Here is a 15,482-nt window from a genome sequence, read left to right as displayed (position 1 = left end):
GCAGTGCCTCGACGTGCAGGTCGGGTTGGGTGCGTCGCCGGGTCGCGGACGGTGGTTCGGACCGCCGGGGCCGCCGCACCGAGAACCGGGACGGCGACGACGGGTGGACAGAGGACGGCCGCGAGTGGTTCAACCACGCCGAGAGTGAACCGGAGGACGGTCTCGGCACGATGACGGCGAGGACGAGGACGACGATGCGGGGAGTGAAAGCGACCCGGGCTGGAGGGCGAAGACGAGATAGCATACGCGAAAAGATCACCTTACTGAACAATAAAAATTCTGTTGTTCCCGTCTATTTCGACTATATTTATACATATTTTGATAGTTTTCTACACGGGTTTCGTGACGATATTCGTGCCGGAGCGGACCGGACCGTCCCGAAAATCACGGAGACAGACCGAAATGTGGGAAGAACTAGCAGATCCTCCAAAACTGTGCCTTTCTGTCCATCGAGTTGTTTTCCCGACCCGAGTCTTTATCGAAACGGATGAGCAATCACGGGCCATGTCTCCGACGATCGAATACTGCCTGAGCAACGTCGAGGAGGACGTACGATGCCGGTTACGGGAAGTCGGCGCGGACGAACATCCCTGCTTGGAACACTGCGGTATCTGTTATGCGAGGCCGTTTCTGGTGGTCGATGGAACCCTCAGGGACGGCGACGACCACGAGGAACTGCTCGACGGGAGTAGACGTGAGACGGAGGAGCGATGAACGTTCTCTTCGTCTCCATCGACAGTCTCCGCCGCGATTTCCTCGGTGCATACAGCGAGAAACCGGCCGTCGTCGGGTACGATGTCGAGACGGACAACCTCGACCGGTTCGCGGAGAAAGCGGCCGTCTTCGACACACACTACGCCGGTAGCCTGCCGTGCATGCCCACCCGACGGGAGTGGCAGACGGGGACACAGGAGTTCCTCTGGCGGCCTTGGGGACCCATAGAGCCGTTCGACGCGACGCTTCCCCAACTGCTCCGGAAGAACGGCACCCTGACCGAACTGATAACCGACCATTACCACTATTTCCAGCACGGGAGCCACGGCTACTACGAGGACTACAACGGTTTTTCGTTCGTTCGAGGGCAGGAGATAGACGCGTGGCGAACCGTTCCGAAGGAACCGGGCGACCGGATGCGCGGGCGACTCGCCGGGGCGGCCAGCACCCACCCCGACTCGCTTCGGTTTCGAAACCGGAACCAGTACGCGCGGAACGTCGACGAGTTCGAGTCGGTGGACGACTTCTTCGCGCCGCGGGTGTTCTCGGCGGTCACCGACTGGCTAGAACGGAATCAGGAGTGGGAGTCGTGGTACTGTAACGTGGACAGCTTCGACGTGCACGAACCGTTCCACTGTCCGGAGCCGTACGCGTCGATGTACACGGACGAGGACCCCCGCGACGGCGACTTGCCCATCTGGCCTCACTACGGTCGAATCGACGGCGGGCAGAGCGAACTGACCGAGCGACAACTCGACTTCCTTCGGTCGCAGTTCGCCGGGAAGGTGACGATGGTCGACCACCAGTTCGGGGACGTGCTCGACGCACTCGATGAGCAGAACTTGTGGGACGAGACGATGGTCGTCGTCACGTCAGATCACGGATTTCTCCTCGGCGACCACGGCTGGATCGGGAAAAACGACGGGCCGGTGTACGACGTTCTCGCCAGAACCCCGCTGCTGATTTGGCACCCGGACAGTCCGCGAATGGGCGAGCGGGTGTCGGAACTCACGTCGGCCGTCGATCTGTACGCGACGGTGCTCGACGCGCTCGATGTGGAGGTACCGGGGCAGACTCACAGTCGAAGCCTGTACCCGCTCCTGATGGGCGAAACGGAACGACACCGGGACTGGGCGCTGTACGGCTACTGGGGGTCGTCGGTGAACGTCACGGACGGCGAACACACCTACCTCCATCCGTGCAATGGGGACGTTCCCACGGACTGTTACTCGACGACGATGATGAACCCCCGTTCGTGGTTCACCCCCGTCACGCCGAAACACGATGCCGACGCCGGTGAGTTCCTCCCGTACAGCGATTCCCCCGTGTGGCGTTACGCCGGAAAGTCCTACGAACAGCACGATCAACCCATGCTGTTCGACGTTCGGACCGACCCCCGACAGCGAACGAACCTCGCCGGGGACGCGACCGAAGTCGAAGGCGAACTGCGCGACGTCCTCCGCGATGCCATGGCGGAACTCGGCGCGCCGGAGACGCAGTTCGAGCGCCTCGGTCTCGCCGACTGAGCTTCTCGGCGGAAAAGCGACGCCGATTCCAGTCGGTGTTCGGACAAAATTCGAGGATGCTCACCCGCTCTGAGAACCAATTGGTAACACATATACGATACATTGATGCGAGCGACGGCGGCATCCTCCGTATGGACCATCACGAATACATCGAGGAGAATCGCGCTCACTGGGACGAACTCGCGGAGCACCATCCGGAAACCGACTTCTACGACGTCGAGGCATTCCTAAACGGGGAGTCGTCGCTTCGGCGACTCGAACGGGAGGAGTTGGATATCGCCGACAGGAGGCTGTTACATCTCCAATGTCACTTCGGGATGGACACACTCTCGTGGGTACGGAACGAAGGGGTGGCCCACGCGACGGGCGTCGATTTTTCGCCGACCGCAATCGAGACTGCACGCGAGTTGCGGGACGAAATCGGCCTCACGCCGGAGCGAGCGGGGTTCGTCGAGAGCGACATCTATGAACTGCCGTCGAATCTGGACGAGTCGTTCGAAGTGGTGTTCACCTCCTACGGCACCATCTACTGGCTTCCCGATTTGGGACGATGGGCGGACGTCGTCGCCACCCACCTCGAACCCGGCGGGACGTTCTACATCGCGGACGGACATCCGCTGACGAACCCTTTCGCGTACGAAAGCACCGCCGAGAGCTTGCAGGTCGCACATCCCTACTTCAACACCGAGGCGGTCACCGAGGAGTTCGACGGTAGCTACGCTGGGTGGGACTTCGGCCTGGAAAATCAGCGCTCGCACGGATTCTCGCACTCGATGGAGGACATCGTCACCGCGCTGATCGATGCGGGCCTCAGAATCGAGTTCCTCCACGAACACCCGTGGGCCACGTTCGATCGGTTCGAAGCCATGGAACCGGACGGCGACGACCGATGGCGGCTTCCCGAGATAGAATACGAGCTACCGTTCACGTTTTCGCTAAAGGCGACGAATCCCGCCTGACTATCGCTCCGGGTCGCGCCGTCGCTCGATGATGAGTTCGACGATCCGTTCCGGCTCTTCAGCCGCGAGCGAGAGGACGGCGTCGTGAATCTCACGCTTTTCCTCGTCGCGGATACCCTCCCGACGGAGTTCGGGAACGACGGAGATTCCAATCGCGTCCTCGAACTCGTCCCACGTCTCGCCGCGCGCATAGAGGGGGCGCTGGCGAACTTCGGAATAGTCGAACGACGGTCCCGAGACGGGGTCGGACGACTCCTCCGTTCGGTCCGATCCCTGGTCCGACGATGCCTCCGGCGAGGTGGGGGCGTCCGTGGATTCGACGACGGGGTCGTTCGAACCCTCGGCCGTGTCGTCCGAGTCGTCCTCGACCGCTCCCAAATCGTCGAACGGGTTCGCATCGGTCATCGTTCGACACCTCCGTTGGCGACGATGGTGGCCAACTCGTCGAAGTTTTCGAGTTGGCTGTTGTCGGGATCGTAGTCCATCAGTGGCTGCTGTGCTTTCAACGATTTCGAAAGCGCTGCGCTGTATCGGATTCCGGGTTTCGGGGGTTTCATCTCTCCATTATCGATGGCGTCGAATTGGTCGGCCGTGATCCGCGCGAAGTTCGGGACTTTTCCCTCCGTCGCGTCGGCGGTGTTGAGGTTTTCGAGCAGTTCGCGGTCTTCCGTTCGATGGTCGATCCGTTCGCGGAGTTTGTTCGGGACCAACGCGAGCACGTCGATGTCGATATACTCCCGGGAAGGGGTGATGAGTCGCTCCATCGTGCGTTTGTATCCGCCGATGGAACTGGAGCCGGGTTCGAGCGGGATGATGACGTTGCCCGAAGCGACCAACGCGTTGTTGTTGAGCATGCCGGGGTAGGCCGGACAGTCGAACACGATGTAGTCGTACCGCTCGCCGAGCAGTGGGTCGACGATTTTCGTCTTCACCCGTGCGGAGCCCTGCAATGCCCCCGCGAGGTCCTTTTCCACGTCTTCGAGCGAATCCGACGACGGAAGGAGATCGAACCCGAACTTCGTCTCCTGGATCAGGTCGGAGACGGTCGCGTCCCCGTTGTCGAGGATAACGTCCCCGAGGTTCGTCTCCCCCCGATAGACGGTCCCGAAGCCGAGACCGTTGGTCGCGTGGCCGTTCGGATCGAGGTCCGCGAACAGGACGCGACCGCGTTCGGAAAGCTGTCGCGCGAGGTTCATCGAGATCGTTGATTTGCCGACGCCGCCCTTCAGGATGACCACGCTTACGGCGCGTGGAGTGTCTTCGGTAGCTGCCATTGTGTGACCTGCCCGTCGTAATTCTCGATTCTTGATAGATGGATCAGCTGCAAGAGCCACCTATTATGACTCGTACATTCGTTTCGACGGTTGTAAGAGCCATTCTGCCGAGAGGATATAAAATTGCCGTAAGTAGATTGTTGAGGTACAATAGGTGGCACAGCTACTACAGTTAAGGTACCTATTGTAAAAACACGGATAACACTCGTGAGGTCCAGAAAAGAGTCCGAACGTATGAGGGAGTCGGGCGAACACGACGAGCGGAGGAGTAACAGAGCGGCAAGAAAATTTAAATCCCACAGAAATATTTCAAAATCCGATTTTAGAATCTGAGTATATGATGGACGATCACGAGCAATAAAAGAATAATTATCGAAGAGAGAGTTATAAATCGTGGATATTACCCAAATTTATTAATGATAGTGCCGGATCCACTCTCCAAGAACACTTTACGATTATTTACAGTATTCCACAGTATTTCACACCGAAGATGGTCCCTCGGCAGACAGCAAAGTTACTCCAGAAAGGTCATGGATTCTACCTTTGTGTCGGACGTATTCGGATAGTTACTGTATTCCTCTAGCGTGGCTTATCCGAATGCGATTGACTCGGCGCACCGAAACGACACAGAATTTCGTCCTCCAACAAGCGATCCACATCGATCGACGGACCGTCCGATAAGTCAAAGCCAACGAACCCAGGCCCATTACAAGGATAGTACTGTAATTTTCTCACGCTGAAAATGAACCATTTATATTGGAGGAAGCACAACGAGTTCGTATGGAACTATCGGATAAAGCCTTGAACCAGGTGGATCTAAGCGTCCAAAACATCGGCGGCATCGACCAAACGGAAGTCAGCTTTTCCCCCGGAGTGACCGCCCTCACCGGTCGCAACGCGACGAACAGAACCTCCTTGCTACAGGCGATAATGGCGGCACTCGGTAGCGACCAATCCTCGCTGAAAGGGGACGCAGAGGAGGGTACCGTCGAGATGACTATCGGCGACAAATCGTACACGCGAACGTTGACCCGCCAGAACGGGACGGTCGTGACCAGCGGCGACCCGTATCTCGCCGACCCGGAGCTCGCGGACCTCTTCGCGTTCCTGCTCGAATCGAACGAGGCGCGCCGCGCGGTCGCACGCGGGGACGACCTGCGCGACCTCATCATGCGCCCCATCGACACCGATGCGATTCAGGCCGAGATCGAACAACTGCGGGACGAGAAACGGCGACTCGACGACGAACTCGACGAACTCGATTCGCTCAAGGATGAACTTCCGGGGCTCGAAGAGAAACGAACCAAACTGCGAACCGAGATCGAGGAGAAACAGGACGAACTGGCCGAGAAGGAAGCCGAGTTGGAGGACGCCGATGCGGACGTCGGCGAGTCGAAATCCGAGAAGGCCGCACTCGAAGAGAAACTCGATGAACTGAGCGACACGCGCTCGCGGCTAGAGGATATCCGGTACAACATCTCGACCGAGGAGGAAAGCATCGAGGCGCTTCGGGACGAAGTTTCGTCGCTCGAAGACGAACAGGCGGACGATTCGGATGCCTCGGAGACGGACGTATCGATGATCACGGAGCAAATCCAGCAACGGCGAGATGAAAAACAACGACTGGATTCGACGATGGCCGAACTCCAGACCATCATTCAGTTCAACGAGGAGATGTTGGAGGGAACGAGCCCTGAACTGCTCTCGGCGCTTCGAGATGGAGAGCACGGAGGGCACGCGGAGTCGAACGAGTCCCTCACCGACCAACTCGTCTCCGACACGGAAACGGTCGTCTGTTGGACGTGCGGAACGGAGGTCGAAAAATCGTCGATCGAGGGGACGGTCGAACGGCTTCACGAACTTCGACGGGAGAAACACGCCGAGCGCTCGTCGCTCGAATCCGAGATATCCGAACTTCGGGACGAAAAACAGGAACTCGAAGAGGCACAGCGACAGCGTGAACGCACGGAACAGCGCCTCGACCAACTCGAATCGGAACTCGAAGACCGAGAAGCCCGGTTGGACGACCTGCGCGGGACACGGACGGAGTTGACCGAAGAGATCGAAGACCTCGAAGGACGGGTCGAGGAACTCGAACAGGAGGAGTACAGCGACGTGCTGGCGCTTCACAAAGAGGCGAATCAACTCGAATTCGAACTCGGGCGACTCGAATCCGACCTCGACGACGTCGAGGCCGAAATCGAGGAGATCGAAGCGCAGGTCGGCGAACGCGAGCGGATCGAGGAACGGCGGGAGGACGTTCGGGAGGAACTGGCGGACCTCCGGACGCGGATCGACAGGACGGAGGCCGAAGCGGTCGAGCAGTTCAACGAGCACATGGAGACCGTGCTCGACTTGCTCGATTACGCCAACCTCGAACGAATCTGGATCGACCGAACCGAACGGAACGTTCGGGAGGGACGCCGTAAGGTCACCAAAAGCGTGTTCAACCTGCACGTGATCCGAAGCACGGAATCGGGGACGACGTACGAGGACACCATCGACCACCTCAGCGAAAGCGAGCGTGAGGTGACGGGACTCGTCTTCGCCCTCGCCGGGTACCTCGTGCACGAAGTGTACGAATACGTGCCGTTCATCCTGTTGGACTCGCTCGAAGCGATCGATTCGGACAGGATCGGAACGCTCATCGAGTACTTCAGCGAGTACGCCGGATATCTCGTCGCCGCGCTGCTGCCCGAGGACGCCGCCGCCGTCGACGAGCGACACGAACGCGTAACCGAGATCTGACGACGCGCTCGTCGAGCGCGTCGACCGGTGCTGTACCGGTGCCGTACCGGTGCCGTACCGGTGCCGTACCGGTGGAACGGATCACCGTACCGAGGATGGAGAACCACTGTCGTATGGTTGTTGACATACGTTTTTAAATAGTCCAGAGTCGTCGAATATTATTCTAGAGAGTAGTAAAAAATCATACAAAAAGGCAGTATTTTGTCATATGCTTCGAGTAAAGGAGAAAATCCGAGTGTCGTTTTGTCGTTCCCTGATATGCATAACAGTGGACAGTTTGGTGGCCGTTCCGCGGTATAGTGACCGACCGTTCCATTGTATCATTCGTGAACGAATATGAAAAATTAGCCCCAATATATTTTAAATAGTACTGCTCACTATTTGTTTCCCAACGGGTAGAAAACGGCGACGCGCGGTTTTCTAGCCGGAGGTATACGAATGAGCAAGAACGATTCACGGAGTTCCGAGACGCAGAGCCGAACGAGGGCGACACGACGAACGTTCCTACAGATGACGGGGGCGGGTGCGCTCGTCCCGCTGGCCTCTACCGAGGTGAACCGAGCGGCGGCGGTCGAACCGTCCGCACCGGACACACCGGAGACGGAGGGGGGCGGCCCCGGACGGATAGAGAACTTGACCGACTACATCGAGGACCCGAGCGTGTTCGCACAACACCGCGAACCCACGCACACCACGCCGACGGTACCGTACGAGTCCGCCGAAACCGCCCGTCGCGCCGACGAACCGTTCACGGCGTTCGAGGAGCGATTCGCGGAGTCAGCGTACTTCGAACTACTGAACGGCGACTGGGAGTTCGCGTTCTACGAGCGTCCCGACGAACGGCCATCGACGCACGACGAAACGGAGTGGGAGGACATCACCGTTCCCCGACCGTGGCAGGTCGAGGGATACGGCCAGTACATCTACACGAACTGGCAGGAGACGTGGGTGAACTACGACCCGCCGCTCGAAGGGGACTTGGTACCGGGCGACGACGGCACCGTCGATATCCCCGACATCAACCCCACGGGCACGTATCGCCGGACGTTCGACGTCCCGGAGGACTGGGACGGGCGAGAGACGTTCCTCCACTTCGAGGGCGTCAAACAGGCGTACTTCGTCTGGGTGGACGGCGAGTACGTCGGCTTCCAGCAGGGGTCGATGACGCCGGGCGAGTTCGACATCACGGACCACGTCACGTCGGGCGAGGAACACCGACTGACGGTGCAGGTGTACCGCTTCTCGGACGGAGAGGCGATGGAGACCATCGACATGTTCCGATACTCGGGCATCTACCGGAGCGTCTACCTGTTCTCGATGCCGAAGGTGCACGTCAGGGATTTCGACGTCGAATCGGGACTGGACGACGAGTACGAGGACGGCCACCTCCGAGTCACCGCCGAACTCGCGAACTACGGCGGCCCCTGCGGCAGGTACGAGGTTCGCGGAACCCTGTACGAACCCGAGGATGACGACGAAGGGAGCGCTTCCGTGGACTGTGGCGACGGACGAGGACCGAAGAAAGTCGAGCTATCGGGCGCGACGGCGTCGATTCCGACGGCGGGGTGGTGACGCTGGAAACCGACGTGGACGCCCCGAAACAGTGGTCGGCCGAACACCCGAACCTCTACACGCTCGTGCTCGAACTGGTGGCCGAGAACGGGCGGACGACGGAGGTCGTGCTCGACAAGGTCGGGTTCCGGACCTACGAGGTGAACCGCGGCGGTCCCGGCGCACAGGTGCTGGTCAACGGCGAACCGGTAAACCTCGGCGGGACGAACCGCCACGAGACCGACCCCGATTCGGGACGGACGCTCCCCGTCGAGACGATGCGGGCGGACTTCGAGCGGATGAAGCAGTTCAACGTCAACTCCGTCCGAACCTCTCACTACCCGAACGATCCGACGTACCTCCGACTCGCCGACGAATACGGAATTTACGTGATGAGCGAGGTGTGCTGTGAGACCCACTGGTGGGAGGGAATTCTGGCCCAGACGACAGCCTTCCACGAGCAGACGGTCGAGCGCTTCCGGCGGATGCTCCTCCGGGACCGCAACCACGCATCCATCTTCGCGTGGTCCACGGGGAACGAGGCGGGGACCGCCGCCGAGCACATCAACATGGCCGCGCTGGCGGTCGGGTCCGACGACCCGCACGTTCCGGACAGCACGGCGGACGCGGCACGCCTCGCACCCGAACCGGCCGAATCGTTCGACGAGGACGGCATCGAGGCGCTCGCGCCCGACAGACTCCTGTACCACCAGCCGAATCACGGCGGTTGGGACATCGAGTACGCGGACATGCTCGGTCCGCGCTACATCGGTCTCGACACGCTTCTCGACCTCGCGGCGGGGAACGACGTGAGCGACAGTCCGCGGTTCGGCGACAAGACGGCGGGCGACGGGTCACCCGGCGACGGCAAGCGTCCGGTCGTGATGGGCGAGTACAATCACGCTATGGGAACCAGTCTGGGCCTGGTCCATCGGATGTGGTCGGAGTACATCCAACCGACGGTCAGGAAAGCACGCGACGGGAGCGGGAGCGGAAACGACGGCGTGCTGGTCGGGTCGCCGACGGTCGGTGTCGGGCGAACGGGCGGAAGCGTCACGTTCCGCGACGGCGATTACATCGACTTCCCGACCGACGCGTCGGATTTCGCGTCCGGCGATTTCACGGTCGCACTGACGTTCGAGGGCGTCGAACCGGGGACGGGCATCGACCTCGTTTCGATGGAGGACCGAACGGTGTTGGGCCTCGACGGGAACGGTCGGGTCAGACTCGGTGGAAAAGCCGCCGCTGGCGGCGGTTCCGTGGCGGCCACGGCCGCGGACAGCGACGAGTGGCACACGCTCGTTCTCGTCCGCGACGGCGGTCGGTTGCGGTTGTACCTCGACGGCGAGCGCGTGGACAGAAATCGGCCACGCGCTCGGGTCCTTCGACGTGAAGTCGAAGTCGGTTCGCGTCGGTCCCGCGTTCGGTAGGAACCGGAAGAACGGTTTCGACGTGACGGTCGACGCCATCCACGTCATCGACCGTGCCCTCTCCGGGGACGAGGTGGACGACGTGGGCGATATCGCGGCCGACGAGGGCGTCCTGAGCTACACCTTCGCGGGACTGCTCCGCGACAAGAGTCTCCAAGGCGGGTACATCTGGGACTGGGTCAATCAGGACGTGACGCGGACGACGACGGTGGACGGCGAGAGCGTGGAGTACGCCTTCTACGACGGCAACCCGTTCTGCATCAACGGGATGGTCTGGTCCGACCGCGAGCCACAACCGGAACTCTGGCAGCTCAAACACAGCCAACAGCCCGTAAAAGCCGCACCGGCGGACCTGAGAGACGGCGAGCTGTACGTAACCAATCACTACAACTTCACGAATACGGCTGCGGTGAACTGCCGATGGGAACTCGTCGCCGACGACGAGACGGTGCAGACGGGCGAACTCGATGTGGACATCGAACCCGGCGAGACGCGGGTGGTTCGGGTTCCGTTCGAGGAACCGCGCGAACCGACCCCCGGAATCGAATACTGGCTGAACGTTTCGTTCAGCAACCCGGAAGCGTCGGCGTACGCCGAGGCCGACTACGAGGTGTCCCGCGAGCAATTCGAACTGCCACTCGAAGCGGAAGGGAGACGGTCGCCGTCCCTCGGTAGCCTTCCGTCGCTCGACGTTTCCGAAACGAACGCCGAGGTGGTCGTCACGGGCGACGGGTTCGAGTACCGGTTCGACACCGACGTCGGGACCATCACCTCGATGCGGTACGAGGGGACGGAACTGCTCGAACGCGGGCCGTTGTTCAACGCGTGGCGCGCACCCATCATGAACGAGGTGCAGACGTGGGGAAGCGAACAGGCCACGAGTTGGAAGACGGCCGGACTGGATTCGGTCGAAAACGTCGTCGAGGCCGTATCGGTCGAGCAACCGGACGATTCGCTGGTGGAAGTGGACGTGGAGAGCTTCGCGAAGGGCGCGAAGGCGAAGTCGGGAGGGAAAGCCGCTGGATTCGAGACGACCTACAGGTTCCGCGTCTTCGGAAACGGTGCGGTTACCGTCGGCGTCGATGCCACGCCGAACGCGGAGTTGCGGGACGTCGTCACCGACTACCTGCCGAAAGTAGGCCTGCAGGTCGAAGCGCCGAGCAGTTTCGACCGGTTCGAATGGTACGGCCGCGGACCGCAGGAGACGTATCCCGACCGGAAGACGGGCGTCGATATCGGACGGTACTCGGGAACGGTCGCCGAGCAGTACGTCCCGTACATCCCGCCGACGGACAACGGGAACAAGGCGGATACCCGCTGGGCGACCCTCTCGGACGACGACGGGGTCGGACTGCTCGCCGCCGCGACGGACGAGCCCATGAACGTGAGCCTGAATCGCTTCTCGAACCTCGCGGAAGCCGAACACGAGTACGAACTCGAAGACCGCGGATCGGTGGCGTTCAACCTCGATCACCGCGTTTCCGGCGTCGGCGGAACGCCGGTCGAACCATACGACGAGTTCCAAGTCCAACCGGAAGAAACGTCGTTCGAGTACCTCCTCCGTCCGTTCGCGGTCGGGGAGGACGACCCGATGGCGCTCGCTCGGACGCGATTCGACGGGGACGCCTGAAAAAAGACGGAGACTACTCCCCGTCGTTGGACCGAACCGGAACCGTCACTTCCTTTTTCGCGCTGTTGTCCGTCTCGTCGCGTTCGGATTGTTCTTCGACTCCTCGTCGAATCCCCCCGCCCAGATGGTCTCCTCGTTCAGCCGAATTCTCTCGGTCCGAGGGGTCCAGTACACCATCGCCCCGAGTCGGCCGTTGCCGAGCGGGAGCGCCTCCAACCACTCGCTGGCGGGCGATTCGTACCACAGGGACAGCGGTGATCTGTCCGCTCCGGTTTCGGTCGGGTCGTCGTCGGCAGTCGCGGTTCCTGCCGTTCCCGCGACGACGAACCGATGCCGGTTGCCCCTGCCATCCGAATGACGTTTCGGCGGGTGTATCCCGACGACTGAGGTCCTGTGGCCGCGTCGGGCGTCGATTCCGATTTAGGTTCCGATTTTGGTCCCGATGTCGATTCCGTTCCTTCCGATGTCGATTCCGTTCCGTCTCTCTCGCCGCTGTGTTCTCGTTTGCTCATTGTGAGTCAAAACCGATGATCGTTCGTCCCGCGTTGCTCGTCGGGCGCGACTCGTGGCCACGAGTCGCGCCGTCAGCGATACCGGATGAAATCCTCCGACATCCGGGGACGTTTCAGTCGAACTGGACGGTGTGCGCACGGAATTCGCCGCGCGCGACCAGATACACCGTTCGATGGCCGCCCGTCGCTCCGCGAAGCGCCGTCGTCACTCGTTCGTACTCGTAGACGTCGCCCGTGGAGGGAACGTCGGCCGAACCCAACAGGCGTCCGTCGGGGGAGCCAAGCCGGAGTTCGACCGTCGCCGAACCTCCCTCCTCCCGAGCGACCGACACCGACGCTTCTTCCGGACGGTCGCGCAAATCGACGTCCTCGAACGCGACCCACGAACCGTCGGAGAAGCCGACGGTGGTTCCGTCGGCCTTCGACTTGTCCAGCAGTTCGATCGACGACCACGACCAATCGTCGGCATCGACGGTACGGGTTTCCTCGGACAGGTCGCGCTGCGGGATCCGTTCGCCGTCCACGCGGAGCGTCCTGCGCGGACCGAGGTCATCGGATGCCGACCCGATTGCCACGTCGTGTGTAGCACGCTCGACGACCCGGCGGTTCCGCGTGACGTCCCAGAACGAGAACTCGTCGTAGGCGAGTTCGAACTCGATGCACGTGCGTTCGCCCGGTTCGAGCCGGACGCGCTCGAACCCGCACAGCACTTGGTCCGGTTGCCGGGTGCGCGACCGGCGCTGACGGCTGTACAACTGGACGACGTCGTCGGCCGCCATCGAGCCCGTGTTGGTGACCCTGACTTTCACGGTCGCCGTTTCGCCGGGAGACAGGTGTGAGCGCGGTGAGATGCGGAGGTTGTCGTACCGGAACGACGAGTACGACAGTCCGTGACCGAACGCGTAGAGCGGGTTGTCCTGCCCGTAGCGGTACGTCATCCCGGTTCGAGCGATGTTGTATTCCTCGATGTCCGGAAGCCCGTCGGCCGAGCGGGGCCACGTCTGGGGAAGCCGACCGGACGGCGAAACGTCGCCGAACAAGACGTCCGCGAGCGCACGACCGACTCCTGCCCGGCGTGTGAGGTCCACAGGATGGACGGCGTGTGCCGGTCGGCCCAGTTGATGGCGACGGGATAGCTACTCTGGAGCACCAGCACGGTTCGCCGGTTGGCGTTCGTCACCGCTTCGATCAACCGTCGCTGTGACTCCGGCAGGTCGAGGTCATCGCGGTCGTGGGTTTCGCGGGCACCGATGAGGGGATGAGTACCGACGACGAGGACGGCGACGTCGGCGTCGCGGGCCGTTCGAGCCGCGTCCTGAACGCCGCTTTCGACGTCGCTCGACGTCGAACCGTGCGGCGTCGGACTGCTCCTCGCCATCCACGGCCAGTCCGCCGTCCGCCGCCGTGACGAAGGCGTCCGTTTTTCGGTGGCGGAGCGCCGTCGAACCGTCGTCCAGTCGGACGAACTCGAACGCTTCCGCGACCTCCTCCCAGCCGTAGGGCTTCTCGGCGGAGTTGATCAACTGCCCGTCCTCGACGGTGACGTAGCGGTTGTTCCCCGTCGCCCGGAGCGTCCAGGCGTCGGAACTCCACTGTGCCGCGTCGAACTGCTGAACGCCGGGCGCGTTCCGATCCGACAGGTAGAGTCCACCACCGCCGGGACTCACGCCAGCCGTCACGTAGCTTCCGGAGGAAGTCTCCCGAAGCGCGACGCGGTCGATTCCTTGCGCGGTCGTGACGTTATCGGCACCGATTCGGTCGCGGATGCCCTCCTCGGCCGTGATTCGATACGGCGGCGTCCCGCTGTACCAGTCGGTGAACACGCTGTCGGCGAGCGGACCGACGACGGCGACGGATCGTTCGTCCGATAGCGGTAACCCTCCGTCGTCGTTTTTGAGCAACACCGTTCCCTCCTGTGCGGCTTTCCGGGCGAGTTCACGGTGTTCGGGTGCGCCGACGACCTCGTCCGTGAGGTCGTCGTACGGGGTTTCCCGGTCGAACTCCCCGAGGCGGAACCGAACCGAGAGGACGTGGCCGACCGCCGCGTCGATCTCGTTTTCGCTCAAAATCCCCCGATCGACCGCTTCGGAAAGCGCCTCCACGGTCGTCGTGTCGTCCGGGCCGTGTTCCGTGAAGACGTCCAACCCCGCGACCAACGCGGCGGCGCGCGCTTTCGCCTTGGTGTCGAAGTACGCCTGCGCTCCGGTCAGGTTCTCCGGAGCCCACGCGTCGCTCACGTTCATGACGGTCGATCCGTCCGGTGCCCAGTCGCGGACGACCCGGTCGAGGAGCGGCGACACGGTATTCGGTCGTCCGTTGACGAGGTTGTACGAGGCCATGACGCCGACCGCGGTCCCCGCTTCGACCGGCGGGCGGAAGAACTGCAGATAGTAGTCGTGGAGTAATCTCGGCGGTAACTCTGCGTTGGTGGTGGTACGGTCGGTTTCGTTGTTGTACGCGAAGAAGTGTTTCAGCGACGGTGCCGTCTTCAGGTAGTACGGATCATCGCCGGACAGACCGCTCGTGTATCCGAGCGCCAACTCGCCGCTCAGGAGCGGGTCCTCGGAGTATCCCTCTTCGTTTCGTCCCGCTCGGGGGTCCCGAAGGGGGTCCACGGTCGGTGCCCAGACGTTTAGCCCGGCGGCGCTCGGGGTGACGTTGTGCTTGCCGCGCACTTCGTCGCCGACCGCGCTTCCGACGCGCTCCACCATGTCCGGGTCCCACGTGCTCCCGAGTCCGATGGGTTGCGGAAAGACGGTCGCCTCGCCCAACCAAGAAACTCCGTGTAATGCCTCGGTCCCTGTCCGAAACGCGTCCATATCGAGACGCGGAATCGGCGGTTGGTACTGGTGAAGGAGCGTCAGTTTCTCGTCGAAGGTGAGTCGTGAAACGAGCGCCGCGACGCGTTCGTCCACGTCTTCGCCCGAATCGTCCGACCACCCGTTCTCCGTCCCGTCGTCGGTTTCCGCGCTCGCTGCCCCGCTGCTGAGTGACAGTGCCGAACCTGCACTGATAGCTGCAAGTACCGTTCGGCGGCTAGTATCGACCATTGCTGATGCCTCTTGGAACACCTTGTAGTACACTTTAAAAAATGTTTGGAAGAAAATGATAATTGACAGTAGTAATTCGTTCTACATC

The 15,482-nt window shown here is 61.7% G+C and carries 11 protein-coding genes and 2 pseudogenes; 7 read left to right on the top strand and 6 right to left on the bottom strand.

Annotation, left to right across the window (positions count from 1 at the left end; translation table 11 throughout):
* Nucleotides 1-504 precede the first annotated feature (504 nt).
* From A4G99_RS19575 to A4G99_RS19565, 3 genes are all read left to right on the top strand, one after another.
* The gene (locus A4G99_RS19575) at nucleotides 505-714 is read left to right on the top strand and encodes a DUF1450 domain-containing protein (protein WP_066147295.1); all 210 of its coding nucleotides are present in this window, start codon (nucleotides 505-507) and stop codon (nucleotides 712-714) included.
* The gene (locus A4G99_RS19570; RefSeq protein WP_066147293.1) at nucleotides 711-2,240 is read left to right on the top strand and encodes a sulfatase-like hydrolase/transferase; all 1,530 of its coding nucleotides are present in this window, start codon (nucleotides 711-713) and stop codon (nucleotides 2,238-2,240) included. The genes A4G99_RS19575 and A4G99_RS19570 overlap by 4 nt, the downstream gene beginning before the upstream one ends.
* Before the next feature lie 131 nt (nucleotides 2,241-2,371).
* Nucleotides 2,372-3,199, top strand: a complete 828-nt coding sequence (locus tag A4G99_RS19565) for a bifunctional 2-polyprenyl-6-hydroxyphenol methylase/3-demethylubiquinol 3-O-methyltransferase UbiG (RefSeq protein WP_066147291.1) — start codon at nucleotides 2,372-2,374, stop codon at nucleotides 3,197-3,199.
* Here the strand turns inward: A4G99_RS19565 and A4G99_RS19560 are convergent, their stop codons facing one another.
* Both A4G99_RS19560 and A4G99_RS19555 read right to left on the bottom strand, forming a co-directional pair.
* Complete coding sequence (locus A4G99_RS19560; RefSeq protein ID WP_066147289.1) at nucleotides 3,200-3,604, bottom strand: hypothetical protein; 405 nt, start codon at nucleotides 3,602-3,604, stop codon at nucleotides 3,200-3,202.
* On the bottom strand, nucleotides 3,601-4,473 hold the full coding sequence (locus A4G99_RS19555) for a ParA family protein (protein WP_082837933.1): 873 nt from the start codon (nucleotides 4,471-4,473) through the stop codon (nucleotides 3,601-3,603). Before A4G99_RS19555 ends, A4G99_RS19560 begins: the two co-directional genes overlap by 4 nt.
* Before the next feature lie 780 nt (nucleotides 4,474-5,253).
* On the opposite strand from A4G99_RS19555, the gene A4G99_RS19550 reads away from it, so the two are divergent.
* The 4 genes from A4G99_RS19550 to A4G99_RS27735 all read left to right on the top strand — a co-directional run bounded on the left by A4G99_RS19550 (nucleotide 5,254) and on the right by A4G99_RS27735 (nucleotide 11,832).
* Entirely contained in the window at nucleotides 5,254-7,221 is a 1,968-nt protein-coding gene (locus A4G99_RS19550) for an archaea-specific SMC-related protein (protein WP_066147285.1), read from the top strand.
* A 438-nt stretch (nucleotides 7,222-7,659) separates the two neighbouring features.
* Entirely contained in the window at nucleotides 7,660-8,793 is a 1,134-nt protein-coding gene (locus A4G99_RS27745) for a sugar-binding domain-containing protein (RefSeq protein WP_066147284.1), read from the top strand.
* Entirely contained in the window at nucleotides 8,790-10,202 is a 1,413-nt protein-coding gene (locus A4G99_RS27740) for a glycoside hydrolase family 2 TIM barrel-domain containing protein (protein WP_223302019.1), read from the top strand. Before A4G99_RS27745 ends, A4G99_RS27740 begins: the two co-directional genes overlap by 4 nt.
* Nucleotides 10,162-11,832, top strand: coding sequence for a beta-galactosidase domain 4-containing protein (locus A4G99_RS27735; protein WP_342764521.1), 1,671 nt, complete (start codon nucleotides 10,162-10,164; stop codon nucleotides 11,830-11,832). Before A4G99_RS27740 ends, A4G99_RS27735 begins: the two co-directional genes overlap by 41 nt.
* A 45-nt stretch (nucleotides 11,833-11,877) precedes the next feature.
* Here A4G99_RS27735 and A4G99_RS27730 read toward each other — a convergent pair whose 3' ends face one another.
* The 4 genes and pseudogenes from A4G99_RS27730 to A4G99_RS27715 all read right to left on the bottom strand — a co-directional run.
* Complete coding sequence (locus tag A4G99_RS27730) at nucleotides 11,878-12,048, bottom strand: glycoside hydrolase N-terminal domain-containing protein (protein WP_255359142.1); 171 nt, start codon at nucleotides 12,046-12,048, stop codon at nucleotides 11,878-11,880.
* Between the two features lie 409 nt (nucleotides 12,049-12,457).
* Nucleotides 12,458-13,123, bottom strand: a complete 666-nt coding sequence (locus tag A4G99_RS27725; protein WP_223302038.1) for a fibronectin type III-like domain-contianing protein — start codon at nucleotides 13,121-13,123, stop codon at nucleotides 12,458-12,460.
* A 159-nt stretch (nucleotides 13,124-13,282) separates the two neighbouring features.
* Nucleotides 13,283-13,722 (bottom strand): annotated as a pseudogene (locus A4G99_RS29965) (glycoside hydrolase family 3 protein); the annotation flags it as partial.
* A gap of 250 nt (nucleotides 13,723-13,972) precedes the next feature.
* Nucleotides 13,973-15,163, bottom strand: a pseudogene (locus A4G99_RS27715) (glycoside hydrolase family 3 protein); the annotation flags it as partial.
* Nucleotides 15,164-15,482 lie beyond the last annotated feature (319 nt).

Source organism: Haladaptatus sp. R4, assembly GCF_001625445.1.
In the GTDB taxonomy this organism is placed as follows: Archaea; Halobacteriota; Halobacteria; order Halobacteriales; family Haladaptataceae; genus Haladaptatus.
This window is presented reverse-complemented; position numbering and strand designations above follow the sequence as displayed.